The 23,819-nt window shown below is 39.8% G+C and carries 28 protein-coding genes and 1 tRNA gene; 22 read left to right on the top strand and 7 right to left on the bottom strand.

The genetic code is table 11. The annotated features are described in order from the left end of the window. The first annotated feature begins 137 nt into the window (after positions 1-137). From BMY70_RS18050 to BMY70_RS17995, 12 genes are all read left to right on the top strand, one after another. Positions 138-539: a hypothetical protein gene (locus BMY70_RS18050; RefSeq protein WP_090337598.1), complete on the top strand. Its 402-nt coding sequence runs from the start codon at positions 138-140 to the stop codon at positions 537-539. A 50-nt stretch (positions 540-589) separates the two neighbouring features. Further along, positions 590-988, top strand: coding sequence for a nuclear transport factor 2 family protein (locus tag BMY70_RS18045; RefSeq protein WP_090337597.1), 399 nt, complete (start codon positions 590-592; stop codon positions 986-988). A 130-nt stretch (positions 989-1,118) separates the two neighbouring features. After that, positions 1,119-1,709 carry a GNAT family N-acetyltransferase gene (locus BMY70_RS18040; RefSeq protein ID WP_090337595.1) on the top strand — a complete coding sequence of 197 codons (591 nt, stop codon included), beginning with the start codon at positions 1,119-1,121 and terminating at the stop codon, positions 1,707-1,709. A gap of 84 nt (positions 1,710-1,793) precedes the next feature. Continuing rightward, complete coding sequence (locus BMY70_RS18035; protein WP_090337593.1) at positions 1,794-2,687, top strand: carbon-nitrogen hydrolase family protein; 894 nt, start codon at positions 1,794-1,796, stop codon at positions 2,685-2,687. A gap of 31 nt (positions 2,688-2,718) precedes the next feature. Further along, entirely contained in the window at positions 2,719-3,510 is a 792-nt protein-coding gene (locus tag BMY70_RS18030) for an adenosylcobinamide-GDP ribazoletransferase (protein ID WP_090337591.1), read from the top strand. Continuing rightward, positions 3,495-4,019 (top strand): alpha-ribazole phosphatase, encoded by a 525-nt coding sequence (gene cobC / locus BMY70_RS18025; protein WP_090337589.1) that lies wholly within the window; start codon positions 3,495-3,497, stop codon positions 4,017-4,019. Before BMY70_RS18030 ends, cobC begins: the two co-directional genes overlap by 16 nt. A gap of 100 nt (positions 4,020-4,119) precedes the next feature. Then, entirely contained in the window at positions 4,120-4,473 is a 354-nt protein-coding gene (locus BMY70_RS18020) for a hypothetical protein (RefSeq protein ID WP_090337587.1), read from the top strand. 77 nt (positions 4,474-4,550) lie between these two features. Continuing rightward, a complete protein-coding gene (locus BMY70_RS18015) occupies positions 4,551-4,988 on the top strand; it encodes a hypothetical protein (protein WP_090337584.1) in 438 nt (145 codons plus the stop codon). A gap of 53 nt (positions 4,989-5,041) precedes the next feature. Then, positions 5,042-6,145: an FAD-binding domain-containing protein gene (locus tag BMY70_RS18010; RefSeq protein ID WP_090337583.1), complete on the top strand. Its 1,104-nt coding sequence runs from the start codon at positions 5,042-5,044 to the stop codon at positions 6,143-6,145. Next, complete coding sequence (locus BMY70_RS18005) at positions 6,146-6,781, top strand: flavin reductase family protein (RefSeq protein ID WP_090337581.1); 636 nt, start codon at positions 6,146-6,148, stop codon at positions 6,779-6,781. Positions 6,782-6,790: 9 nt separating this feature from the next. Then, complete coding sequence (locus BMY70_RS18000; RefSeq protein ID WP_090337579.1) at positions 6,791-6,940, top strand: DUF2256 domain-containing protein; 150 nt, start codon at positions 6,791-6,793, stop codon at positions 6,938-6,940. Continuing rightward, positions 6,927-8,408: a cryptochrome/photolyase family protein gene (locus BMY70_RS17995; protein ID WP_090337578.1), complete on the top strand. Its 1,482-nt coding sequence runs from the start codon at positions 6,927-6,929 to the stop codon at positions 8,406-8,408. Before BMY70_RS18000 ends, BMY70_RS17995 begins: the two co-directional genes overlap by 14 nt. A 5-nt stretch (positions 8,409-8,413) precedes the next feature. Here the strand turns inward: BMY70_RS17995 and BMY70_RS17990 are convergent, their stop codons facing one another. The 7 genes from BMY70_RS17990 to BMY70_RS17960 all read right to left on the bottom strand — a co-directional run bounded on the left by BMY70_RS17990 (position 8,414) and on the right by BMY70_RS17960 (position 12,390). Next, the gene (locus BMY70_RS17990) at positions 8,414-8,881 is read right to left on the bottom strand and encodes a RidA family protein (protein WP_090337576.1); all 468 of its coding nucleotides are present in this window, start codon (positions 8,879-8,881) and stop codon (positions 8,414-8,416) included. A gap of 29 nt (positions 8,882-8,910) precedes the next feature. After that, positions 8,911-9,447, bottom strand: coding sequence for a hypothetical protein (locus BMY70_RS17985; RefSeq protein ID WP_143072119.1), 537 nt, complete (start codon positions 9,445-9,447; stop codon positions 8,911-8,913). After that, positions 9,404-9,898 carry a Panacea domain-containing protein gene (locus BMY70_RS17980; protein WP_090337573.1) on the bottom strand — a complete coding sequence of 165 codons (495 nt, stop codon included), beginning with the start codon at positions 9,896-9,898 and terminating at the stop codon, positions 9,404-9,406. The genes BMY70_RS17985 and BMY70_RS17980 overlap by 44 nt, the downstream gene beginning before the upstream one ends. 269 nt (positions 9,899-10,167) lie before the next feature. Then, positions 10,168-10,241, bottom strand: a tRNA-Asn gene (locus BMY70_RS17975). Between the two features lie 85 nt (positions 10,242-10,326). Beyond that, positions 10,327-10,608, bottom strand: a complete 282-nt coding sequence (locus tag BMY70_RS17970) for a hypothetical protein (RefSeq protein ID WP_090337571.1) — start codon at positions 10,606-10,608, stop codon at positions 10,327-10,329. Between the two features lie 40 nt (positions 10,609-10,648). After that, on the bottom strand, positions 10,649-11,269 hold the full coding sequence (rsmG, locus tag BMY70_RS17965) for a 16S rRNA (guanine(527)-N(7))-methyltransferase RsmG (RefSeq protein WP_090337569.1): 621 nt from the start codon (positions 11,267-11,269) through the stop codon (positions 10,649-10,651). Then, a complete protein-coding gene (locus tag BMY70_RS17960) occupies positions 11,260-12,390 on the bottom strand; it encodes a glycosyltransferase (protein WP_090337567.1) in 1,131 nt (376 codons plus the stop codon). Before BMY70_RS17960 ends, rsmG begins: the two co-directional genes overlap by 10 nt. 115 nt (positions 12,391-12,505) lie before the next feature. Here BMY70_RS17960 and tgt point away from each other — a divergent pair, with 115 nt between their 5' ends. The 10 genes from tgt to dnaG all read left to right on the top strand — a co-directional run bounded on the left by tgt (position 12,506) and on the right by dnaG (position 23,811). Beyond that, complete coding sequence (tgt, locus tag BMY70_RS17955) at positions 12,506-13,639, top strand: tRNA guanosine(34) transglycosylase Tgt (RefSeq protein WP_090337565.1); 1,134 nt, start codon at positions 12,506-12,508, stop codon at positions 13,637-13,639. Positions 13,640-13,863: 224 nt separating this feature from the next. Continuing rightward, positions 13,864-15,318, top strand: a complete 1,455-nt coding sequence (locus BMY70_RS17950; protein ID WP_090337563.1) for an OmpA family protein — start codon at positions 13,864-13,866, stop codon at positions 15,316-15,318. 115 nt (positions 15,319-15,433) lie between these two features. Continuing rightward, positions 15,434-16,540 (top strand): UDP-galactopyranose mutase, encoded by a 1,107-nt coding sequence (glf, locus tag BMY70_RS17945; RefSeq protein ID WP_090337562.1) that lies wholly within the window; start codon positions 15,434-15,436, stop codon positions 16,538-16,540. A 46-nt stretch (positions 16,541-16,586) separates the two neighbouring features. After that, the gene (locus BMY70_RS17940; protein ID WP_090337560.1) at positions 16,587-17,342 is read left to right on the top strand and encodes a polysaccharide biosynthesis/export family protein; all 756 of its coding nucleotides are present in this window, start codon (positions 16,587-16,589) and stop codon (positions 17,340-17,342) included. Further along, the gene (locus tag BMY70_RS17935) at positions 17,339-18,079 is read left to right on the top strand and encodes a tyrosine-protein phosphatase (protein WP_090337559.1); all 741 of its coding nucleotides are present in this window, start codon (positions 17,339-17,341) and stop codon (positions 18,077-18,079) included. Before BMY70_RS17940 ends, BMY70_RS17935 begins: the two co-directional genes overlap by 4 nt. 4 nt (positions 18,080-18,083) lie before the next feature. Further along, entirely contained in the window at positions 18,084-18,533 is a 450-nt protein-coding gene (locus tag BMY70_RS17930; protein WP_090337557.1) for a Wzz/FepE/Etk N-terminal domain-containing protein, read from the top strand. A gap of 69 nt (positions 18,534-18,602) precedes the next feature. Then, positions 18,603-18,962 (top strand): hypothetical protein, encoded by a 360-nt coding sequence (locus tag BMY70_RS17925; protein WP_090337555.1) that lies wholly within the window; start codon positions 18,603-18,605, stop codon positions 18,960-18,962. Continuing rightward, positions 18,907-19,704 carry a glycosyltransferase family protein gene (locus BMY70_RS17920; RefSeq protein WP_177197059.1) on the top strand — a complete coding sequence of 266 codons (798 nt, stop codon included), beginning with the start codon at positions 18,907-18,909 and terminating at the stop codon, positions 19,702-19,704. Before BMY70_RS17925 ends, BMY70_RS17920 begins: the two co-directional genes overlap by 56 nt. Positions 19,705-19,901: 197 nt before the next feature. Continuing rightward, positions 19,902-20,786 (top strand): hypothetical protein, encoded by an 885-nt coding sequence (locus BMY70_RS17915; protein ID WP_090337551.1) that lies wholly within the window; start codon positions 19,902-19,904, stop codon positions 20,784-20,786. 1,033 nt (positions 20,787-21,819) lie between these two features. Continuing rightward, the gene (gene dnaG / locus BMY70_RS17905) at positions 21,820-23,811 is read left to right on the top strand and encodes a DNA primase (RefSeq protein ID WP_090337547.1); all 1,992 of its coding nucleotides are present in this window, start codon (positions 21,820-21,822) and stop codon (positions 23,809-23,811) included. Positions 23,812-23,819 lie beyond the last annotated feature (8 nt).

Genomic DNA, 23,819 nt, shown 5'->3' with positions numbered 1-23,819 from the left:
ATTTTGTTCTGATTTCTGAGGTTACACAGAGAGCCACAGAGGAATGAAGAGATACACGGAGTTTTTATCTGCAACAATACAAAAACTTTGTGTCCCTTTCCTTATCTCCGTGGCCCTCTGTATAACCTAAAATTATTATGAAGAAAGTTAAGTATATCATTGCGGCTGTTATTGCTATCTTAATTGGTTATATCATTTACGATTCCACTTCTCAACCTACCGTCGATGATCTGAAAGGAAATTTCAAGGAAGTCGCGTTATATCGCAATCCTAATAATACGGGGCCGATTTTACGGATTTATGCCGTGACAGTCAAGGGTGAACCCTGGGAAGAAATGCAGAAATATGGTGATCTGATGCCCTATACCAAATATGGCAATACCAAAGTTTTCTTTTTTCAGGAAGGGAAGCCTGCACCTGCCTCGATCAAATTGGAGGAACCGAATTTCGATACCCAATTTCAGCTTAATTGCCTTGCCAAATATGAAAAAGATGCAAACGGACAGGTTTCTTTAACCAAAACTCCTTTTAATCAATAAGGCGAAAACTATCTTTGTAAAAAACGTTTTGACTAAAATTTCTATCTAAAATGGCTGCATTAGACATCGTAAAGCAATATTATAACGCATTCAACGAAAAAAACTTTGAAGGAATGCTCGCTCTTCTTCATCCGGAAGTTCGTCATGAACCAAACCAGGGAGAAGTTAGAGTAGGAATCGAAAAGTTTACGGAGTTTATGAAAATGATGGACGATTCGTATGAAGAAACGCTGACGGACATGGTATTTTTCACCGAACCAACCGACAAAAGAGTTTCAGTTGAATTTGTCGTAAATGGAATTTATAAAAAGGGTGACGAAGGTTTCCCGGAGGCACACGGACAAAAATACGTTCTGCCAGCCGCTGCATTTTTGGAGATAACAGACGAAAAAATCAGCAGGGTAACGACGTATTACAACCTTGAACTTTGGATTAAGCTGGTTTCTTAGGCAGTCGGCTTTCGGCAATCAGCTGTCAGACTTTGGATAGTAATAATTTTTAGGCACTACCATTTTCAAGTAAATTTAAAACGGGCGATGAACTGACAGCCAATAGCTGAAAGCCGATAGCCACAATCCTATGTCTCTTTCCTTTCTAACCAAACAAGGCCACGCCATCGAATCCGTTTTTGATGAACTGGCGAAATTGCGGATAGCTGTTTTTCGGGATTTTCCTTATTTGTATGAAGGTTCGCTGAACTATGAGAAGGAATATTTGAAGACCTATGCGAATTCGGAACGGGCCTTTTTGTTCGCCGTTTATGATGACGAGAAAATGGTTGGTGCCACTACTTGTATTCCTTTAGGTGATGAAACTGAGGAAGTCCAGGCACCTTTTAACGATGCTGGATCAGATGTTGAAAGTATCTTTTATTTTGGTGAAAGTATTTTACTTCCGCAATACCGTGGACTTGGCTTAGGGCATCGTTTTTTTGATGAACGCGAGAAACATGCAGCTGGCTTTGGCACTTATAAAACAACCTGTTTTTGTTCGGTAGAAAGAATAAATCACTTGGCCCAACCAGCAGATTATCGCCCGAATGATGCATTTTGGATCAAACGGGGATATCATAAAGTGCCTGAACTCAAAGCTACTATGGAATGGCCCGATATCGGAGAAACGGAATCAACACCGAAAACAATGATATTCTGGATGAAAGAAAGCGTTTAACTTTTGGTCTAGCAAGGGTGCAGCGCACCGTAAAATTATTCAATCTACATTCTGGAATAATCACCGCAACAACATTATCTCAACATGATCATCGCCTCCGCCAATTATCCAATAATTGAACATGCAAATTTCGACAACTGGCGTAAACATGTTGAACTTTGGGTTGTTGATGCTGTCAATAAAAATGCCGGACTTCTACTTTTTCCTGAATATGGTGCAATGGAATTGGTTAGTATTTTTTCTAGCGAAATCAGAAGTGATATCCGACGCCAGGTGATTGAGCTTGATTCTTTAAAAGATGAATTTTGCAACGTCTTTTCTGAGCTCGCCAAAAAATATAACGTCATTATTGTCGCGCCGAGCATTCCGGTGATTGAGAATGAAAGAAATGTAAACCGCGTTTATGTTTTTTCTGATAAAGGATTAATCGGTTACCAGGATAAATTCTTCATGACCCGTTTTGAAAATGAAGAATGGGGAATTCAAAGTGGTGTTAAAAATCTTACTCTTTTTGAAGCTTCATGGGGTACTTTTGGTCTTCAGATTTGCTATGACGTTGAGTTTGCCCTGGGTTCCCAACTGTTGAGTTCCATGGGTGCTTCGCTAATTTTGGCTCCAAGTTGTACCGAAACCATCCGTGGCGCTACGCGTGTACATATAGGAGCACGGGCCAGGGCGATGGAAAATCAAGTTTATACCGTTGTTTCCCAAACAGTTGGAAATGCACTTTGGTCGCCGGCTGTGGATATTAATTATGGGTTTGCAGCTTTTTATTCAACGCCCGATAAGGATATGCCGGAAGAGGGAATAATTTCCAAACTGGAACCCCAAAAAGTAGGCTGGCTTATTCAGGAGCTTGATTTTTTCAAAATAAAAACCGTCCGGGATACTGGTCAGGTTTTCAATTTCATGGATCATCAGCATCTGCATATTGGTTTAAAAAACGAAGAAATAAATATCATCCGAAAATCGGTATAGTTCGCCAGTCACTGGCAATAAACACAAACCTATGAAGCAGGAATTACGGTTCTTTTTCACTGCGCTCCAATTTTATACCCGTCTCCCTATTCCTGCCTGGATTGGTTATAGTCCGGAAGATATGAATAAATCAACCCGGTATCTTCCGCTGATCGGCTGGATTGTCGGGTTTATTTCTGGCGTTTTTCTACTTCTGGGCAGCTTTCTGATCGACCTTTCAACCGGAATTATTCTTTCCATGATTTCTTCCATTTTATTAACCGGAGCTTTTCATGAAGATGGATTTGCTGATGCCTGCGACGGTTTTGGCGGGGGGTGGACGAAAGAAAAAATTCTGGAAATTATGAAAGACAGCCGGGTTGGAACCTATGCTGTTGTCGGGCTGATTCTTTTGTTAGGACTAAAATTTTCTCTGCTTCAAGCATTAATACCATTCATCCAAAATCAACCGGTTTTGGTTTTGTTGACCTTAATAAGTGCTCACACATTAAGTAGATTTATGGCTGTGACGATGATTTTCACACACGCTTATGTACGTTTTACCAACGACAGCAAATCAAAACCGGTTGCAGAAATTGGAAGCAAAAATACACTTCTCATCGCTGCACTTTTTGCCATTGTACCTTTGCTTGCTTTGAGTTTTCTTTTGAATCAGCCGGTACTTTTACTTGTTGTCCCCTTTCTTTATCTGATTAAAATTATGCTTGCCCGATACTTCACAAAATGGATTGGTGGTTATACCGGCGATTGTCTGGGTGCCACCCAACAGGTCTGCGAAATCGGGTTTTACATGTTCACCGCTGTTTTATGGAAATTTATTTAGTCCGGCATACTACGCCATCCTTATCGCCCGGACTGATATACGGTAGGCTGGATGTTACTTTGGAAGATACATTTCCAGCTGAATTTGAAATTATCAAAACGAAACTTCCCAAAAATCAGGATATCATTTATTCCAGTCCTTCCACACGTTGTACCTTATTGGCACAAAAAATAAATCCCGTTTTTCACACGGATAACCGCCTCACCGAACTCGATTTTGGCGATTGGGAAGGTGCAACCTGGGATACTGTAAACGAAGTTGACTTAAAGATCTGGATGGATGATTTTGTTAATATCGTCGTGCCGGGTGGTGAAAGTATGCAGCAAATGTCTGTGCGTGTGCTCTCATTTTGGTCTGAATTAATACAATCCGGTCATAAAAAGGCGGTTGTTGTTACACATGGAGGTGTGATTCGGCTGATTCTTGCGCATTTACGGAACATTGAACTTGCAAAAGCTTTTGACATAAAGGTGGCTTATGGCGAGGTGGTGGTTCTTGATATAGTCTGACTTCGAATATTATTTAATCACAAATATTATCCATTCCCTGCTCGTGGGAACAACTTTTTAAGCTAGATATAGAACTCGACATTTACCTTAAACAAAGAACATGGATACTAATATTGAGATTTTAGGCGATCAGGAAGAAACTTTGGGAACAGCTGAGGATTTGAGAGAGGAGATAGCAGTGGAAGTGGTGCAGCATGAAGTAGTTGGAAGTCACGTAAAAATCGAATTTGAAACCTCCAAAGGACTTTGTACCGGTTATTATTTTGTCAATGAGCTTGGTCATGAGGAGTTGAATATGGAGCCGGATTCTGTGATCATTCTCACGAATTTATTCCCGGATTATTTTGGAGCCTACATCAATTCGCTCAACAGAGATTGGGTTGATATTGATCTGTCGGTGAAATATAATGGCTGTCCTGAATATAAAATATATAACCGGCACGTGGTTTTGTAATTCCATCGAAACATTACTTCTTTCTTCTGGAATTTCTGTTATTTTTGGTTTATCCTCAACGTTAAAATTGATAAGCCATGAAACGGATTCTGCTGTTCCTTCTTTTGATTTTAATTATCAGTAATTGTAAAAAAGATAATGAAAAAGAAGTCTTGAACCCTTGTGATTGTCCAAAAGAACGGAATTGTACTTTAGAACTTGATTTTGTCGTAATAAATATTAAAAATCAAAATAGCCAACCAATAAGTCTGGATGAATATTATACAATCCGTATATCAAACGGAGAAAAAATAATTTCAAAGGATTTTGGATTAGATAGCCTAAGGCGTGCCTGGGGAGCCTACCCCGTAATATCAGATCGTGAAAAAGAAACGATTGAAAAATGCGGTACAGATTTTGAGTTTACAGGAATTAAAAATGGCATAGAAATTGTAAAGCAACGGTACACAATCGGCCATGATTGCTGTCATGTCAAGATTTTAAGTGGCAAACCTGATATAATAGTTCAAGATTAGAGTTCGCTGAGATCCTCATTCAAAATTACTGTCTCAGCAAAACGAAAAATACAATGTTTGAAACAGATTTTGAAAAGATACTTCATCAGGTTGAAAACATACAGCCCACAGCATACGGCAGCACCCGCAACTATCAGGATGGTGCGGTAACCCGTTTGTCGCCTTACATTTCACGAGGCGTCATTTCGACAAAACATGTTTTTAAAAGTTTATTAGACCGCGGATTTAATCCATACGAAATTGAACGTTTGATTCAGGAATTGGCATGGCGGGATTATTGGCAGCAGATCTGGATTGAAAAAGGAAATCTTATTGATGAAGATTTTAAATCCACTCAAACCGATGTTGAAAATCATCAAATTCCAAAAGCGATTATTGAAGGAAAAACCGGGATTGAGGTTATTGATAAAGCTATTTCGGATTTTTACGAAACCGGATATTTGCATAATCATCTGCGCTTATACATAGCCAGCATTATTTGTAACGTCGCCAAAAGCCATTGGAAACTTCCGGCAAAATGGCTGTATTATCATTTGCTTGATGCTGACTGGGCAAGTAATGCGTTGAGCTGGCAATGGGTTGCCGGCTCAAACAGCAATAACAAGTATTTTGCGAATCAGGAGAATATGAATAAGTTTTTCTACTCCGATCAAAAAGATACATTTATGGATGTGGAATATAGTAAATTCCCTCTTCCAGAGATTCCTGGAATTTTGCACGAATTGACGACTCCAAATTTATTGACCATTCTGCCTGAAAAACAATCCTTGAAAATAGATTCTAAACAACCAACGCTGATTTATAATTTCTATAATCTCGATCCGCTTTGGAAAAAAGAGGTCGCCGCAAACCGGATTTTACTAATTGAACCATCCCATTTTCAAAAGTATCCGGTTTCAGAAAAGTCCATCGATTTCATTTTAGCACTCGGTCAAAATATTGAAAATTTACAGATTTACACCGGTGCGTTTGATGATTTGGTAAAAGAATATCAGCCTGAAAATATTTACTTTAAAGAACATCCGACTACGGCTCATTACAAAGGAACTGAGGAAAGCCGCGACTGGATGTTTTCTGTCAAAGGCTATCATTCCTCATTTTTCAAGTTTTGGAAACTATGTAAAAAAGAACTTTCTACCCTATATAACGCTCAGTAAATGCACCTTACAAAAGAAGATATTCAAAATACCGAAAGAATCAAACGTCTAAATATCATCAATTCGATCACCGGTATTAAACCTGCAAATTTAATCGGTACGATATCAAATGATGGAAAAACAAATCTGGCCATTTTCAGTTCTGTTATTCATTTGGGAAGTAATCCGGCACTGATCGGTTTTATATTACGACCGGATCGTGAAGCGGGCCAGCACACTTTTGACAACATTAAGGAAAATGGATCCTATACTATTAACCATATTCACGAGTCCTTCATCGAACAGGCGCATTATACGTCGGCGAAGTTTGCGCGGGATGAATCGGAGTTTGAAAAATGTGCTTTAACGGAAGAATTTATTGGTGATCACAAAGCTCCGTTTGTCAAAGAAAGTAAATTGAAGCTGGGAATGAAAATTGTACAAACGATTCCGATCGAACTTAATGGAACGGTGCTGATTATTGGTGAAGTTGAACATTTGATTATTCCGGATGCCGCCGTGGATGATCAGGGACAAATTGACCTGAGCCAACCAAATGACGTTGGAATTTCCGGATTGAATACCTACTACAAACTGGAAAAAATTGCACAGTTCCCTTATGCACGACCGAATGCATTGCCTGACTTTTCAAAATAAAACGTTTAAATGAAAAAAGAGCACTTGCCGGAAAAGATATGCGTCGTTTGCGGCAGGCCTTTTTCCTGGCGGAAGAAGTGGGAAAAAGTTTGGGATGAGGTAAAATACTGCAGCGACAAATGCCGGGGAAATAAAAATAAAGCACATGAAATCAGCTAGTATCATTTTTCCACATCAGCTATTTGAGAAAAATCCGGTTGCAGAAAACGGCTGTCCGGTTTATTTGGTTGAAGAAACGCTGTATTTCAAACAATTCAAATTTCATAAACAGAAGATTGCCTTTCACCGTGCAACGATGAAATGTTATGCTGATTATCTGGCATCGAAAAATGTGGAAGTGCACTATATTGATTCTGTTGATCCGCTTTCTGATGTACGGAAACTGATTGCTGCGCTGGCTTCTCAGGCTATTAAAAAGCTGCATTATATCGATCCGACAGACAACTGGCTTGAACAGCGATTAGCCTCTGCTTCTGCCAAAGCAAACATAGAATTAATTCAATACAGAAATCCTTTATTCTTGAATAGTAGAGAAGAATTAGGTGTCTTTTTTCATGATAAAAAGAAAAAGTTTTTTCAGACTGAGTTTTACATTCAGGAACGCAAAAAACGAGAAATTTTAGTCGATAAAAACAATGAGCCGATTGGCGGTTCGTGGAGTTATGATGTGGATAATCGTAAAAAATATCCACGAAAAAAAGAGCCGCCGCATATCACTTATCCTGAAACCACTTCGTATTATGAAGAAGCGAAGACCTATGTTCAGGAACATTTTAAAGATAATCTTGGGCATTTGACTAAATACCCGTTTTATCCCCAAGACTTCAAATCGACCAAATCCTGGCTCAAACAATTTTTGGATGACCGATTTAAGGAATTCGGGCCTTATGAAGATGCGATTGTGAAAGAAGAAAGTATTTTGCATCACAGTGTGCTTACGCCAATGCTGAATGTCGGCTTGATTACGCCTGACAAGATTATTAAAGCCGCGCTTGATTATTCAGAAGAACACGATATTCCATTAAATACCACCGAAGGTTTTATCCGGCAATTAATTGGCTGGCGTGAGTTTATGCGTGGATATTATGAAATAAAAGGCTCTGTTGCACGGACGAAAAATTATTGGAATTTCACCCGAAAAATACCGAAATCTTTCTATGACGGAAGCACCGGAATTGAACCCATTGACCAAACAATCAGGAAAGTTCTGGATCGCGGTTATTGCCACCACATTGAGCGATTGATGGTGTTAGGCAATTTCATGCTGCTTTGTGAATTTGACCCGGACGATGTTTATCAATGGTTCATGGAACTGTTTATCGACGCTTATGATTGGGTGATGGTGCCGAATGTTTACGCCATGAGCCAGTTTGCAGATGGCGGGATGTTATCAACCAAACCTTACATTGCCGGCAGCAACTACATCATGAAAATGAGCAATTTTGAAAAAGGTCCCTGGCAGGAAATCTGGGACGCACTTTTCTGGCGTTTTATGCACGTACACCGCGACTTCTTTCAGAAAAATCCGCGTCTGGGCATGTTGATCGGCAGTTTTGATAAAATGGAAACTGAGGAGCAGAAAGGCTTGTTAAATACGGCTCATCAATTTTTGAAGTCGCTCGATTAATCTTCTTATTTTAAGATTGTAAACGATGCCGTAACAGCAATACACGAAAAATTCGGTAGTCTCTCTACACCAAAAATAGCACGGGTATGTTTTCCCGCGTCGCCCATAATTTCCAGAAATAGATCAGAAGCGCCATCCGCTGCTTTCGGAGCATCGTTCCAGTCGCCGCTGGCTGTATAATAAATATCAATATGATTTAGTCCTTCGATTTGTTCAAAACCAAGGTGTTTGTCGATTTGCCCCAGCACATTCATCGCTGCAATCCGCGCTGCCTGATAACCTTCGATTGTCGAGACTTCCGCTCCAAGCTTTCCCGCAAAATGTAAGTCTCCCTTATCAATCGGGAATTGAATGGCGACGTAGGCCGTAATTCCTCTAACGTTAACCGCCACATAAGAACCGCCAGGATTTGGCACACTCCGTTGAGAGATTCCACTTGAAAGAAGTTTTGATTTTAATTTCTCTAATGACATCACCGTGTCTTATTTGTAAGTATATTATATCAGCCGACCTTGTCAGAGCCGTTGGTTACACCCGGTGAATTGGGAAATAAATATTTCGTAACCAGAATAAAGAATGCGACAACATTGGCCGTGGTGGTCGTTAATAAAGTGACGATAACAGTATCGGAAAGTTCAAAAGAAAATTCAAAATGGTCAGGCCCTTTAAAAATCCCGCCGTGAAAAGGATTTATTAAATAAAAACTTCCTACGCCGTGCAACCAGATTATCAGGACAACAATAAACAGAAATGTAGCCACCAATTGAAAAATGCGGGCGGCATATTTTTTCCTTTCACTGATATCCTGAATAATACCCTGCAACTGGGCGATCTGCATTTGAAGCGATATATCCTTTTCTTTATCCAAATGCCGAACTTCCTGCAGATTACGAATTTCCTGAAGCAGCATTTCCGTTGTTACCGAATTCGGCTCTTTAACAACATTCTCATTTCCCGCCTCCTGAACCATTTGGATCCCATGCGCAACGATCTGCTCAGGACTGGGCGCGGATGGATTGTCTGATGAGATTTTGCTCAAAATATTCCTTAATAATGTCGTTGGAAATTATTGTGTTTTCCCCTTTGGCATAGGCCTGGGCCCAGGGCGAATTAGCGGCATGCGACCAGTTGGAAAGCGTTACGCCGTCAAGGTTTTTTGTTATCTCCCAGGTATATTCAATAGCCTCGGTCTCTGTTGAAGATAACGTGTAACTTTCAGAAATTCCGGTAGCTTCAGAAGGTTTAAAAGCGGTGGGCGGAGCAATAATCGGGCTGCTTCCCCACTTTTTATAAAGCTGATAGATTGAAGGAATCACAGGGCCGAATTTCCAGGCAAAAAAAGGCTCACTGCATAATGGCGTGTCGTAAAGAGCCAAATGTAATCCATGTGCAAAAAAGACCATTTTCTGCAACTTCATCTGCGTAACCGGACTTTCTGACGAAGAACCCATCCGCACAAATTCCTTTGCTACAATCTCTGCTGATATCATAAAGGACAACGATTAAATGCGGGCTAAAATATTCATTGTATAACGTAAATCAATTTCAGAAATTATTCTGCAATCTAAACACAATAACAAATATTAAAAAGGGAAAGTGCGGGAAATTTATATGATTTCCTAATCGTATTTAGCTTATTTTTAATGATTTAGGATTTCAAAAGAGGCTATCAATCAACTATCACATAATGTTTTTTTTGACGTGGTCAATAACGAAAAAAGCACTTAACGATTTCTCGTTAAGTGCTTCTCATTCAGGGCTCCCGAAGTTGGGCTCGAACCAACGACCCTCTGATTAACAGTCAGATGCTCTAACCGGCTGAGCTATTCAGGAATTTTAAATCCGATTGTTTATCTGAATTATGGTGCAAATATAGCGGTTCGATAAATATGACGCAAGTCTCGGATAAAAATATTTTTCAACTTTGAACCTTTGAAAGTATTAACTCCTTGACTTTCTTGGCATCTGCCTTTGAAAAATTATTTATAATTATTTCCGGCCGCATGCGAGGAATCACCCGAATGGTCGAAAAGAACATACTGTTTTCGATTTCCACACCAGAGATATCAGAATAGAAAACGAAATTATCTGTGCTTCTGAAAAGCTTTTTCACTGTAAAAGTTACACCCTTCTCTCCAAATGATACTTCATCAGGAAACATTGGGTTCATTAGCCCGCTGGCTTTAAAACGATCATTCATATGTATTGTCTTTGGAAAAAGTTTACGCTGTTCAAAATGGTCACAAAGGTACGTATACTACCTTTTTTGTTTCAAAAAATTCTTCAGTAAAATAGTCGGAAAGATCGTACGTGCGGGTTTTCATATTCAACTCCGCCAGCTCCTCCACAAGATCTCCTCCTTTTAGGTATAAAATACCGTTCCTCAGCGAATGAAAGGAATTACGGCTGATATTTTTTCGGACCCACCCCACAAACGGCGTGATACGCGTAACCGCACGACTAACTACAAATTCGTAAGTATCGTCAAGTTTTTCCGCTCTGATTTGTTCTGCTTTCACATTTTTCAAATCAAGCGCACCTGCAATCTCCTGCACCACTCTGATTTTTTTTCCTATACTATCGACCAAATGAAACTGCGTATCCGGAAACATTATAGCAAGAGGAATTCCGGGGAAACCTCCACCCGTTCCCACATCCAGTACCGAAGTCCCGGATTTAAACTGCATCACTTTCGCTATGCCCAAGGAATGCAGAACGTGGCGCTCGTATAAAGTGTCGATATCCTGACGTGAAATTACATTCACTTTTGAATTCCAATCCTTATATAATTCTTCTAACCGGGTAAATTTCTCAATCTGAGTTTCTGTCAGATCAGGAAAATATTTCAATATTAATTCCATGTGTTTCGAGGTTTTCTTCTTGTCATCACAAAAAATCCGAAGAAGACGTAATAAATAAAAAATGCAAAATCCATCAACAGAAAACTAAACCATTCCACCGTCCGGTCAAGTCTTCTGTTAATTATAAAAAACAAAATCCACTGAATAATCCAGCGAACTCCTACTACAACTCCAAGTTCCTGAAGCAGCAAAATATCTTTGTTAATCAAAGCCAACCCCAGCGTCAATAAAGCGAGAACCCAGACAGCCACGTGCGAAGCCGAGAGAAGTCCCAACATCATTTTATTACGCTTTCTATAAAACTGGCTTACTGCCAAATGCCTCCTCTTTTGCCTCAACCAGCCCGACCAGGTGGTTTTTGGTTTGGAATAAACAAACGATTCCGGCTCAATTGAAATCGCAGTATTTGTACTGGTTGACACTTCATTTAAAAAAATATCATCGTCACCGCCCATTATGTGGCGGTGTCTGTAAAATCCTTTATTGGCAAAGAACACCTGCGTTTTGTACATAATATTTCTTCCGACTCCCATGTAAGTAAGCCCGGCGAGAGAGAAAGAAAGATACTGAACTGCCGTGTAAAATGTCTCAGAGCGGATAAACCAGTTCAATAAACCGGGCTCCTTCTCATAAGGGGAAAATCCTATTACGATACTTTTTTCTTCACTGATCTGAGAAGTCATAGCAGTTATCCAGTGCACCGAATTTGGTCGGCAATCGGCGTCAGTCATTAATGCGATCGGATATTTTGCCTGCTTCATACCAACCGTCAATGCATATTTTTTAGGTGTAACGTGACTAAACTCGTCGTTGATTCTGATATAGCGGATGTGCTTCCAGCTGTGAATATTTCCACGCATAAAATCCTCGCTGCCATCATCCGATCTGTCGTCTAAAAGAATTACCTCAAACTCTGGATACTCCTGCGCATCCAGAAGAGGCAGTAATTCCATCAGGTTTTCCTTTTCGTTCAATGCACATACCAATACTGTTACACCAGGTGAATCACTTCCATAGTTCGTACTCTTTCCGTAAAAGGCCAGACGCGTGAAAATAAATAGATAATAAAACAGCTGAATCAGAACAAATGCGCAAAGCGCATAAAGTAGAGAATCCGTCACGATAAAGAGGGGTTGTAAAATTTTTCCATATGTAATTCTACAAATATACAGTCATTGTCAGGATTGTTTGTTCCCTTCCACCTATTTTTGCAGACTCATATTTTACAATACATTAATGAAGTTCACGCTACAAACTCAGGATCCACAATCAAAAGCACGTGCGGGTGTTGTGGAAACAGACCATGGGACAATCCAGACGCCTATTTTTATGCCGGTCGGTACCGCAGGAACTGTAAAGGCCGTTCACCAGCGCGAGCTGAAAGAAGATATAAAAGCACAAATTATATTAGGTAATACTTACCACTTGTACCTTCGTCCGGGACTTGATATTCTACAGAAGGCAGGCGGGTTACATAAATTTAACGGATGGGACAGACCTATCCTGACCGACAGCGGCGGATATCAGGTTTATTCGCTTGCAGGCACGGGGAGAAAAATCAACGAGCAAGGTGTGGTATTTAAGTCACACATTGACGGTGGGATACACACATTCACACCGGAAGGTGTTATGGACATACAACGTACGATCGGCGCCGATATTATTATGGCTTTCGACGAATGTACACCCTATCCGTGCGATTTTACTTATGCGCGGAACTCGATGGAAATGACACACCGTTGGCTGGGCAGATGCTGCACACGGTTTGATGAGACTCAACCATTATATGGACATAGTCAAACATTGTTCCCGATTGTACAAGGGAGTGTGTATAAAGATCTTAGAAAACAATCCGCAGAGGTTATCGCATCCTATGAACGGGAAGGAAACGCAATCGGAGGATTGTCAGTTGGCGAGCCTGCTGAAATAATGTATGAACTTACCGAGGTAGTTTGTGATATTTTACCAAAAGATAAACCAAGGTATCTTATGGGTGTCGGTACACCTGCCAATATCCTCGAATGCATCGCTCTGGGCGTAGATATGTTCGATTGTGTGATGCCTACCCGCAACGCGCGCAATGGCATGATTTTTACTACCGAAGGCATAATAAACATTAAAAATGAAAAGTGGAAAGATGACTTATCAGCGATAGACAAAAATCTCGGAGGTTATGTTAGTACATTCTATTCTAAAGCGTACCTTCGTCATCTGGTGAAATCGGAGGAGATGCTCGGAGCTCAGATTGCGAGTGTCCATAATCTGACTTTTTACTTATGGCTTGTAAATACTGCCAGAGAGAAAATAATCGAAGGTACTTTCACAATTTGGAAGAAAGAAATTGAAAAAAAATTGATGCAACGCCTTTGAAAGTTAGAAAAAGAACATTTCTTTCGGGAAGAATTTGTTTTAATTACAGTTTTATTGCTGTATTTCGAAAATTGAGGTTGGTAAAATGACATTGTTAACCTAATTTTGTGCCCACTAGGCATTTTGATAAGGGAATATCTGGCCACGAAAAAATATTGTTTTTATTATAAATTGATTATTAACGATCAATCCTAGTTAATCTTAATAACGCTAACTTGAATAGTATGAAAAAAGTATCCCAGTTGATTTGTTCGCTTGCCTTGGGGTCATTGATGGCTTTGCCTTCAGTTGCACAGCCCTTAGAGCAACCGAATTCTCCGGATTACAATCCAAAAGCTACCTATGACGGACCCTACAAAATGAACACATGGTCGATTGCGATCCATGGAGGGCCATCAATGTTTTTCGGTGATTTGAGAGAATATGATTTCTGGCCTGTTAACAAAAACAGCGACGACAGCCGCAAAGAATCAGGATCTTTTCAAGGAGGTATTACGATTAACAAACAACTTTCTTACTGGTTCGGAGCTCGTTTAGACGGATCTATCGGTAGCTTGAAAGGTATGAAACGCCGTAACTACAACCGTTACTTCAAAGGTGATTACCAGGATGTCTCTCTTTCTGGAACAATTAACCTTAAAGGTCTTTTAATGGGACCTAATAAAATGAAGCGTTGGAAAGTTGATGCTTATGCTGGGTTTGGTCAAATTTTCTATGATTCGAAAGCATATGATTTGTCAGGAACTCGTCCATTAGTTCGCGAAACGGGCAAGAAAAATGACTGGATTATCCCAACAGGTCTTAACGTAAACTACGAATTGACTTCTCGTTTGGATCTTGGTCTTGACTTCCGTCTTAACTACACAAATTCTGACTATCTTGATGCTACCTGGGGTGGTGACTACGACAGAAATGCCGACTTGAATTCCATCAAAGATGCAAAAACTTCTCGCAGAGGAAACTCTGAACTAGATAGCTACGGATACGGTTCTATTGTTCTTACTTACAAACTTGGTAAAAAACCACTTAAAGTTAAGAAAGAAGATGGAAAATGGGCTTATAAGCCAGAGGATGGATACTACCATCTTCGTTATACAGACCCAAAAGTATTGTTGAAACCTGTTAAGATCCTTACACTTGAAGAAATGGATTCAGTTGCAAAGGCAAACCGTCCAAAAGATATCGATCCAAGATTACTTCTTGATACAGATGGTGACGGTGTTTCTGACTTTTTCGATAAAGAGCCAAATTCACCAGCTGGAAGTATCGTAGATGGTAGCGGTCGTGTTCTTGACTTTGATACATACGTGAAAAATGCATTGGCAACAGGAGCGGCATGTAGCGAAATCTTTGCAAACGTTCAATTCGACACTGATAAAAACGTTCTGAAACCTGAATTCCAGGAAATGTTGAAAAACGTTGCAATGTTAATGAACAAAAACGGATGCCGTCTGCAATTGGCTGGTCACGCTGACCGTCGTGCAACTGACCGTTACAACATGGCACTTTCTCGCCGTCGTGTAGATGCAGTTAAAAACTACCTTGTCAACGAAGCTGGCTTGAAAGATCCTAGCAAAGTAATCGTAGACTACTTCGGTTCATTCAAACCAATCGCTGAAAGCTCAACTCGCGATGGTCTGTTGAAAAACCGTCGTGTAGAATTGAAACTTCTTCCATAAGCAAAAATATAATTCGAAAAATGAGAAAGGCTCCCGGTTGGGAGCCTTTCTCATTTCAAATCACTAGATTTGAAATTCCATATCACACCATTAAATAGTTCACACAAAATTACACATGGCTCAATACGATTATTTAATAGTAGGTGCAGGACTTTGGGGTTCTGTTTTTGCACATGAGGCAACAAAAAGAGGTAAAAAGTGCTTAGTAATCGACCGACGCAAGCATACCGGCGGTAACACTTATTGTGAAAATATGGAAGGCATCAACGTGCATAAATATGGTGCTCATATCTTCCATACCAACGATAAAGATATTTGGGATTATGTAAACTCTTTTGTCGAATTCAACCGCTACACCAATTCTCCTGTAGCCAATTACAACGGAGAACTGTATAATCTTCCTTTCAATATGAATACCTTCTACCAACTTTGGAAGGTGCGTACACCCGAAGAGGCAAAAGCAAAAATTCAGGAGCAGGTTAAAGAAGCGGGAATTACAGACCCAAAAAACCTGGAAGAACAGGCAATTTCACTAGTCGGTATCGACATCTATGAAAAACTGATTAAAGGTTACACCGAAAAACAATGGGGAAGAAAAGCAACCGAGCTTCCGGACTTTATTATCAAAAGACTTCCGGTTCGTTTTACTTACGACAATAACTATTTCAACGACAAATATCAGGGTATCCCGATCGGGGGTTATAATAAATTGACCGAAGGATTACTGGAAGGAATTGAAGTAAGACTGGATACTGACTTTTTTGCCAATCGTGAAGAATTAAGTGCGTTGGCTGAAACAGTTGTGTATACCGGACAGATTGACGAATATTTCAATTTCAGCCACGGCTCATTGGAATACCGTAGTTTACGATTTGATAATCAATTACTGGATCAGGAAAACTATCAGGGAAATGCGGTTATCAACTATACTGATGCAGAAACGCCTTTCACCCGCATCATCGAGCACAAACATTTTGAATTCGGTACTCAGCCGAAAACGGTCATTACGCACGAATATCCGTCCGAATGGACAACAGGCGCAGAACCTTATTATCCGGTAAATGACGATAAGAATACAGCTGTTTTTAGTCAGTACAAAGAGTTGGCAGCAAACGAAAACAACGTAATTTTTGGTGGCCGTCTTGCTGAATACCGTTACTACGATATGCACCAGGTTATCGGTTCCGCTTTGAAAAAAGTACGCGTTCATTTTGGTGAATAAAGCGTAAACACAATACACACACTATACGGCCTTCCGGCTATTATTTATGAAAGTTTTATATATCGCCATCGCAGCTCTGCTGCTGCTGGTAATTGTGTTCGGGTGCAGCTCTAACCGGAATTCTCCACGCATCCTATCCGAAAATTTTACCGATAATCCAGGTTATCAGAATAAAGCTGCTTACCTGATAAAACCTGGTGATATGTTGCGGATAAGCAACCTGAACTGGTTTTCATCATTATTCCCCGACCCTGTAAAAACGCAGCATTCGCAAAGCTCTGAAAGTGGATACCACGCCAGTGTAAATCAGGATGGCACAATTAAATTACCTGAAATCGGATTGCTTCGTGTTGCAGGACTTACGCGTCTGAAGCTGGCAGATTCCTTATCGTTCCGATATCGAGACATTATCCGTGACCCCATTTTCGAAGTGGAAATAACGAATTTACGGGTCAAAGTTCTTGGCGCGTGTAACATTCAGGGGGTTGTGGTTTTGGATAAGGAAACACAATCCCTGGGGGAAGTTTTGGCGAAAGCTGGCGGAATTAAATTTAACGAGGCAGGAGAAAAAATTCAGATAATCCGGGGCGACGGGCAGGAGCAAAAAATAATCGAATACGATTTTCAGCAGCTTGGAGAACCCAGAATCATGAATCTTGTCGTTTATAACAATGATATTATTTATATTCCACCTTCGCGGGAAGGCATACGATCAGTAAAATTATCCCGCAAATTGATACTCATTCAACCCATACTGATAGCACTCAACCTGGCTATTCTGGTTATAAATCTTACAAAATGATGATTCCTGCTATTATTGATTCTGATGGTTCCCAAATCTTGCAGACTCTTGGACTGGATTTGCATATGCATGTCTTGCCTGGAATTGACGATGGAGCCCAAAATCTTAATGATAGCCTTGCGCTGATCGACGCACATTACCGCGCCGGAATCAGGAAAATTATTGCGACGCCTCACATACGCATGGATTTTTTTGTAAACACACGGGATTCTATTTATCAGGCCTGGACCGAATTAACAAAAATAACTAATGAACAGTATCCGGATTTGACGATCCAGTACGCCGCTGAATACTTTGCAGACGATTATTTTTTATCACTTTTAGATAAAGGTGAAATACTCCCTCTGGCAGAAAATTATGTTCTCGTAGAAACATCATTGCGGCATGATCTGGTATACTTTCCCGACATTTTAAAGGAAATGATTTTAAAGGGATATAAACCTGTCGTTGCACATCCTGAAAGGTATCGCGCATGGCATGATAAGCCTGAACGTTACGACGAAATTCACGAGCTGGACATAATTTTTCAGATTAATATTCTTTCTATCGGTGGCGCATATGGGCCAACAGAACAATTTATGGCCGAAAAATTGATTCAACAAGGCTGGATCGGTGCCTTGGGAAGTGACCTTCATCGGATTGGGCAGTATAAGTATATAAAACAGGCCGTGGAAAATCCCTACTTCGAAAGTTTGAAGGATATAAAACTGCTGAACCATACCTTACGAACCGATTAATCCCATGGATAAAGGGAACGACAGTGCTTATTTTGAAAAGTTTCTAAATCACTCTGATTCCCTCGATGTTCAAAAGGTTTTCAAAGTGATTCGTAGCCGCTGGTATTGGTTGGCCGGATCGCTTTTCTTTTTTGGTATGTTATGCTTTTTGTATCTAAGGCTGATTACACCTCGATATGTTGCCAGCATAAATCTTAAATATTTAAATAAACAATCTGAACTTGATGAGATCGCGAGTTCGACACCAACATTGCTACTCAACGATGGCAGCAGTGATTACCTCATTGAAAAATATAATGTAAGATCACAGGAATTTGTTGAAACTGCTCTGACCAAACTTAACAACCCGGTTACATTTTACCGGTTAAAAGACTTGAGAAAAATCGATCTGTACCCCGTAAAACCCCTGTCACTAAAAGTTATCGATTTTGAACCTTCCAAATTCACCAATTGAACATTTCTGCTCGATCAGGAAAATGAACTCTCCTACGAAGGTTCCTTTCACAAAAAGCTGATCGCCGGTATGGTTTATACTATTCCAGGTTTGAGTTTTCAGATCGAAAAAATTAATAATCAAAATGGTTATGAAGTCATCTTTGTATTTAATATTCCATCCAGCCTTGCTCGGAAATTTATCAAACAGATCGATCTGCTTGAAGAAGAAGAAATGCCCGTATTAACACTGGCATTTGAACACCATAACAAGCCGTTCGCAAAAGACTTTTTAGAGAAACTCTTAGAATCATATAAAGAATATGATATAGGTCAAAAGCAACGTTCCTCCGATCTCACACTTCATTTTATACATCAAGAACAATTGCCTTGCTGTGTCCAGAAATTATTATCCGGTAAGTCCCGAAAGTTTGCCAGCATGGATTGGTAAGATGAACCATGCTTCATACGGAAAACGGTTTAGAGTTTACATCTGGCTTCTTTACAAATTAACTAAAAATTCACAGTCCGATCAGCTCATTTATGTATATGGATTTGATCTGGCTGCGGTTGCGTTGATTTTCAAACACTTTTCACGAAGAAAAATCTTTGTCATTTACGAAATTCCGGACATTCGGGAGATATTTTTTTCCAGGGGTATTGGGCCAGCCTTGATACGGTTCTTCGAAAAACTGACAATACCAAAAATCGATTTGCTGATAGCCACTTCACCCGAATTTATTTCCGAGTATTTTACAAAAATTCGAAAAATAGACATCCCGGATTACCAAATAATTGAAAATAAAGTTCATCAAGCTCAATTGTCAGAAACTTCAAACCCTCAGAAGTGCAAGATTCCGGATAAAATAAAAATTGGATATTTTGGCGTTCTAAGATGTGCAGCGTCGCTAAGTTGCCTTATTCTTCTGGCAGATAAAAATCGGTTTGAGATAATTTTACGAGGTATTTTTATGCCTGCAACCAGTCATTTTGAAGCTCAAATTTCAAACTTAGAAAACATCAAATATTTTGGCCCGTACAAAGTGCCGGAAGATTTATCGGGTATCTACAACGAAGTAGATATTGTTTGGGCCGCTTATCCTTTTTCAAATAATAATATTGGAAACCACCTATGGGCAAGAACAAACCGGTTTTATGAAAGCTTGTTTTTCCATAAACCGATTATTCTCTAGAAAGGCAGCGCCTACGCTGAACGAGCCGAGGCACTGGGTAATATTGCTGTCACCATAGATTTAGATAAAATAGATCAGGTTGTTTCACACTTATGTTCAGCCTTGACGTATGCTTATTTGTCTGCCGTCGAACATTCCATGAAAAGAATCCCCGAGCATCAATACCTGATTACCTCAGAATATAAAAACCTCATGATGTGCCTGCAACGAAACAAATTGTCGCCCCAAGAATCCATACCAATGTAGTCTTGCCAATTGTCCTTTTCTTCTTTCTAACGATTGGAAACTATTCATTTTTCAGATATTCAATTCATGGAATTGAGAATGCACCGTTATATTTAAAACTTGCGCCATACATCAGACTCCTTATACCGGTATGGATTATCGGCTATTGCCTGTGGATGAATCATAAACTCACCTGCAGAATTTTTGCCGATCACTTTGACATCTTATTGCTTGGTTTTAGCTGGATGATTTCCGGTCTGATTAGCCTTGATATCGCCAGTTACCTTTTTTACGGAATCTGGTCATTATTTTCGATGCTTTCCATTTTGCTATACATTTCATTCTCATCCATTACTTCCCGGACAAAATCAGAATTTTTGCTTACGACACTTCATGTTTTATGGATTGGAAATTTTGTAATTCTCGTGCTTGACGGTGCGACAATGGTATCTATGAAACCGCACGGTGGCATGTATCAGATGTTTTTCTCTTGTAATACTTTCTGGGCATATCCAACTATGATCATGGGTATACTGGCAATTATCAAAATGCGATTTACGGCACCAAAACTTGGCAAGAAAATATATTATTTCAGCATCTTTCTGATTTGCCTGGCAGCAGTATATTTTTCAGCGCGCCGCAGCCCGCTGTTTTCGCTCACCTTTGCAACGATTTTAATTTTCATTCCCCCAAGAACTCCACACATCCTGGCTATTACTATCCTGATTCTTTTCTTCTGCATATTATTCAATTCCATAACGGGAGAACACATGATAAAATCTCTACCGGAATCTTATATGAAATACAGGATTGAGAGAATGTCGGGGCTGATCAAAGGACGGAAAGAAACCTCATAAACAGAAAGACAAAAGATCTGGAAAATATATCTGGACAGGTTTTACGAAAAACCCGTTTTTGGCGAGGGTCTGGCTGCTGTGAAGTGCATAAAAAGCAATCTTAAAAACAACCCGGAAGGCGTTTCGGCACATAACACTTTTGTAGGGTTATTGGCTGAAACGGGCTTAGCAGGGGCGCTTTTGATGTTGATTGTTTTAGCGAGGAGCTTTAATTTTTTATTTAAATATGCGAATGCAAACTGGATAAAAATCTACTTAATCCTGTTCTTTCCAACACTGGTTATCAATTGGGTGGAATACAATCTGATTCCGGGTCAGATATTTTTTCTTTACACCATGATCATATGGATTATGCCGCGCGGGTTACAATATTTATCCAAGTAATTCAGGAAACCCCAGAAAAAAACAAAGACATGAAAAAATTTTCATGCCCTGTTTCACACTATACACACACTATATTTTTGATATCTTCTATATCAAATTTGATTTGATTGAATTTCTATTTCGAAAACACAAAATAACACATTAAAGTTATCAGAAAAAAACTTTCGATTATGATTTTATATATATCACTCTGAAAACAACTAAATTATTAAAGAAAAGCTTAACGAGAAACAAAAATACTTTATTGCCGCGAAAAAATGTACTTCAACAACTGGTTACATTTCAGAGTCAGGAAGACATCTGATGAATCAATACATAAGAAGACTAATAACCTTTCATTATTTCATCATGTCTGAGTTCCATAACATTACTTTTGATAATATAGTTGCAGGAAAATTTTTCAATCGCGCGACAAATGGAAAATTTTTAAGAAGACATTTATATCGATTTTTTGCTACTTTTAATTCGATTGGTTTCTATCTTAAAATGAACATCTGCCAAAAATAATTAGCTAGCCGATAAAATTTTAGCGCGCTCTTTGTTGTTCATAATTGAGAGATCGCTAGTTACCGACATTTAAGATTAAATTTGACAGCCTGCGAAATTATCTGAGCAGGTTGAATATAAACATTTACCGATACTAAAAAGAATGCGCATCAATCCCGAAACGGTCGAGAGGATCAAACAAACTGCTGACATTGTGGAAGTGGTTGGGGATTTCGTGTCTCTAAAAAAGAAAGGGGCCAATTATTCTGCTTGCTGTCCTTTTCATAATGAAAAATCTCCTTCATTCAACGTAAATCCTGTCCGCCAGATCTTCAAATGTTTTGGCTGCGGCGCTGCTGGTGATGCTATCAAATTCGTAATGGATATTGATGGAATCGGTTATGGAGAAGCGCTTCGGTATCTGGCTAATAAATACCAGATCGAGGTTCAGGAAGAAGAAGTTACGGATGAAGAAGCTTTGCGCCAGAATGCCCGTGAAAGTTTATATTTGGTCCTGAATTTTGCGAAAAATTTTTACCAGCAACAACTTACCCAAACCGATGAAGGGCAGTCGGTCGGTGTCAGCTATTTTCGTGAAAGAGGCTTTACCAGTGACATTCAGAAGAAATTTGAACTCGGTTACAGCACAGATACCTGGGACGCGCTGACAAAAGAGGCGTTAAGCAAAGGCTACACTGCCGATATTCTTTTGAAAGCGGGATTGTTAATTCATAAGGAGGGAAGTCAAACGGCGGGTTACGACCGTTTCCGGGGCCGGGTAATTTTCCCGATTCATAATGTCGCGGGGAAAGTAATTGCCTTTGGCGCAAGAATTCTCAAAACAGATAAGTCGCAACCAAAATATCTGAATTCTCCGGAAACAGAAGTTTACCATAAAAGTGATATTCTTTATGGTATTTTTCAGGCAAAAAATGCCATCAGGCAGCAAGAGGCTTGTTATCTCGTTGAAGGCTATACTGATGTTGTTTCTCTGCATCAGGCAGGAATTGAGAATGTGGTCGCCTCTTCAGGAACATCACTTACCACAGAACAAATCAGACTGATCGGTAGATTTACCCCAAATATTACCATTTTATATGATGGAGATATGGCCGGGATTAAAGCCGCTCTGCGTGGACTGGATCTGGTTCTTGAAGAAGGCCTGAATGTCAGTATTGTTCTTTTTCCCGATGGCGAAGATCCCGATAGCTACGTCCGAAGAGTAGGTGCAGAAGCTTTCAAAGATTATTTAAAGAAGGCATCTCGTGACTTCATCACATTTAAAACGGAAACTTTGCTGCAAGATGCCGGCAATGATCCGTTCAGGCTTGCGGCTGTAATCGGTGAAGTTGTAAACAGCATTATCAAAATTCCGGATGCGATAAAGCGCCAAGTATTTTTTCACCGGACATCAGAAATGATGAAAGTCGATGAGCAAATGCTTATCTCCGAGGGAAACAAATTGCTGAGAAAACTTCATACACAGCCTAAGCCACAAGACCGGGGAAACAGCAGGCCACCAAATTTTACACCACAAGGTCCGCAGGATATTCCATTTGCTGATGATGGACCACCAGCTGATTTTTTTGCCGGAGATTCTCCATTAGAGCCAGCTGAGGTCGAAGAACCATCTCAGCGGACAAAGTTATATTATCAAGAGGAAGCATTTATCCGTCTTTTGGTATTATATGGGGCCAATGAGCTTGAACCGACGATTTCTGTTTGTGCATATGTATTGGGAGAAATCCAAGGGATTGATTTCAAGGATCCGGTTTTTCATCACCTGTTGACTTTGTTCCGTGAAAATTATAGCCGGGAAAAAGTCCTTACAACCGACTATTTTCAAAATCACCATGAGCCTGAAATACGGGACCTGACGATTAGCTGGTTGACGAGCAAGTATGAATTGAGCTCGCTATGGACAGAAAAGTTCGAGATTTATGTTCCTTCTGAGCTTGACGTTCTTGATAAAAGCAGTTTCATTAATATTCTGCGGCTGAAAAAAGCGTTCATCGAAGAGAAAATGAAAATCTGCATGGAAGATTTGAAAAAAGCGACCACAGAGGACCAGGAAAATGCAATCATGAACGAATATATATTTTATAAAGGCATCAGCATGGCCGCTGCAAAAGAACTTGGTAGCGTAATCGGATAAATTTTATT

This window comes from Dyadobacter koreensis (assembly GCF_900108855.1).
Taxonomy (GTDB): Bacteria; Bacteroidota; Bacteroidia; order Cytophagales; family Spirosomataceae; genus Dyadobacter; species Dyadobacter koreensis.
Note: the sequence above shows the minus strand (reverse complement) of the source record. Positions and strands in the feature narration are given on the sequence as shown.

Bases quoted from the DNA above. Each gene is read 5' to 3' on its own strand.
- BMY70_RS17940 (WP_090337560.1), top strand. From the start codon at position 16,587: ATGAAAGTTTTATATATCGCCATCGCAGCTCTGCTGCTGCTGGTAATT.
- BMY70_RS17990 (WP_090337576.1), bottom strand. From the start codon at position 8,881: ATGTCATTAGAGAAATTAAAATCAAAACTTCTTTCAAGTGGAATCTCT.
- glf (WP_090337562.1), top strand. From the start codon at position 15,434: ATGGCTCAATACGATTATTTAATAGTAGGTGCAGGACTTTGGGGTTCT.
- BMY70_RS17925 (WP_090337555.1), top strand. From the start codon at position 18,603: ATGGTTTATACTATTCCAGGTTTGAGTTTTCAGATCGAAAAAATTAAT.
- BMY70_RS17995 (WP_090337578.1), top strand. From the start codon at position 6,927: ATGAAATCAGCTAGTATCATTTTTCCACATCAGCTATTTGAGAAAAAT.
- BMY70_RS18020 (WP_090337587.1), top strand. From the start codon at position 4,120: ATGGATACTAATATTGAGATTTTAGGCGATCAGGAAGAAACTTTGGGA.
- BMY70_RS18030 (WP_090337591.1), top strand. From the start codon at position 2,719: ATGAAGCAGGAATTACGGTTCTTTTTCACTGCGCTCCAATTTTATACC.
- BMY70_RS18040 (WP_090337595.1), top strand. From the start codon at position 1,119: ATGTCTCTTTCCTTTCTAACCAAACAAGGCCACGCCATCGAATCCGTT.
- BMY70_RS18050 (WP_090337598.1), top strand. From the start codon at position 138: ATGAAGAAAGTTAAGTATATCATTGCGGCTGTTATTGCTATCTTAATT.
- BMY70_RS18010 (WP_090337583.1), top strand. From the start codon at position 5,042: ATGTTTGAAACAGATTTTGAAAAGATACTTCATCAGGTTGAAAACATA.
- BMY70_RS18005 (WP_090337581.1), top strand. From the start codon at position 6,146: ATGCACCTTACAAAAGAAGATATTCAAAATACCGAAAGAATCAAACGT.
- BMY70_RS18000 (WP_090337579.1), top strand. From the start codon at position 6,791: ATGAAAAAAGAGCACTTGCCGGAAAAGATATGCGTCGTTTGCGGCAGG.
- BMY70_RS17980 (WP_090337573.1), bottom strand. From the start codon at position 9,898: ATGATATCAGCAGAGATTGTAGCAAAGGAATTTGTGCGGATGGGTTCT.
- tgt (WP_090337565.1), top strand. From the start codon at position 12,506: ATGAAGTTCACGCTACAAACTCAGGATCCACAATCAAAAGCACGTGCG.
- BMY70_RS17935 (WP_090337559.1), top strand. From the start codon at position 17,339: ATGATGATTCCTGCTATTATTGATTCTGATGGTTCCCAAATCTTGCAG.
- BMY70_RS18045 (WP_090337597.1), top strand. From the start codon at position 590: ATGGCTGCATTAGACATCGTAAAGCAATATTATAACGCATTCAACGAA.
- rsmG (WP_090337569.1), bottom strand. From the start codon at position 11,269: ATGGAATTAATATTGAAATATTTTCCTGATCTGACAGAAACTCAGATT.
- cobC (WP_090337589.1), top strand. From the start codon at position 3,495: ATGGAAATTTATTTAGTCCGGCATACTACGCCATCCTTATCGCCCGGA.
- dnaG (WP_090337547.1), top strand. From the start codon at position 21,820: ATGCGCATCAATCCCGAAACGGTCGAGAGGATCAAACAAACTGCTGAC.
- BMY70_RS17950 (WP_090337563.1), top strand. From the start codon at position 13,864: ATGAAAAAAGTATCCCAGTTGATTTGTTCGCTTGCCTTGGGGTCATTG.
- BMY70_RS18015 (WP_090337584.1), top strand. From the start codon at position 4,551: ATGAAACGGATTCTGCTGTTCCTTCTTTTGATTTTAATTATCAGTAAT.
- BMY70_RS17930 (WP_090337557.1), top strand. From the start codon at position 18,084: ATGGATAAAGGGAACGACAGTGCTTATTTTGAAAAGTTTCTAAATCAC.
- BMY70_RS18035 (WP_090337593.1), top strand. From the start codon at position 1,794: ATGATCATCGCCTCCGCCAATTATCCAATAATTGAACATGCAAATTTC.
- BMY70_RS17970 (WP_090337571.1), bottom strand. From the start codon at position 10,608: ATGAATGATCGTTTTAAAGCCAGCGGGCTAATGAACCCAATGTTTCCT.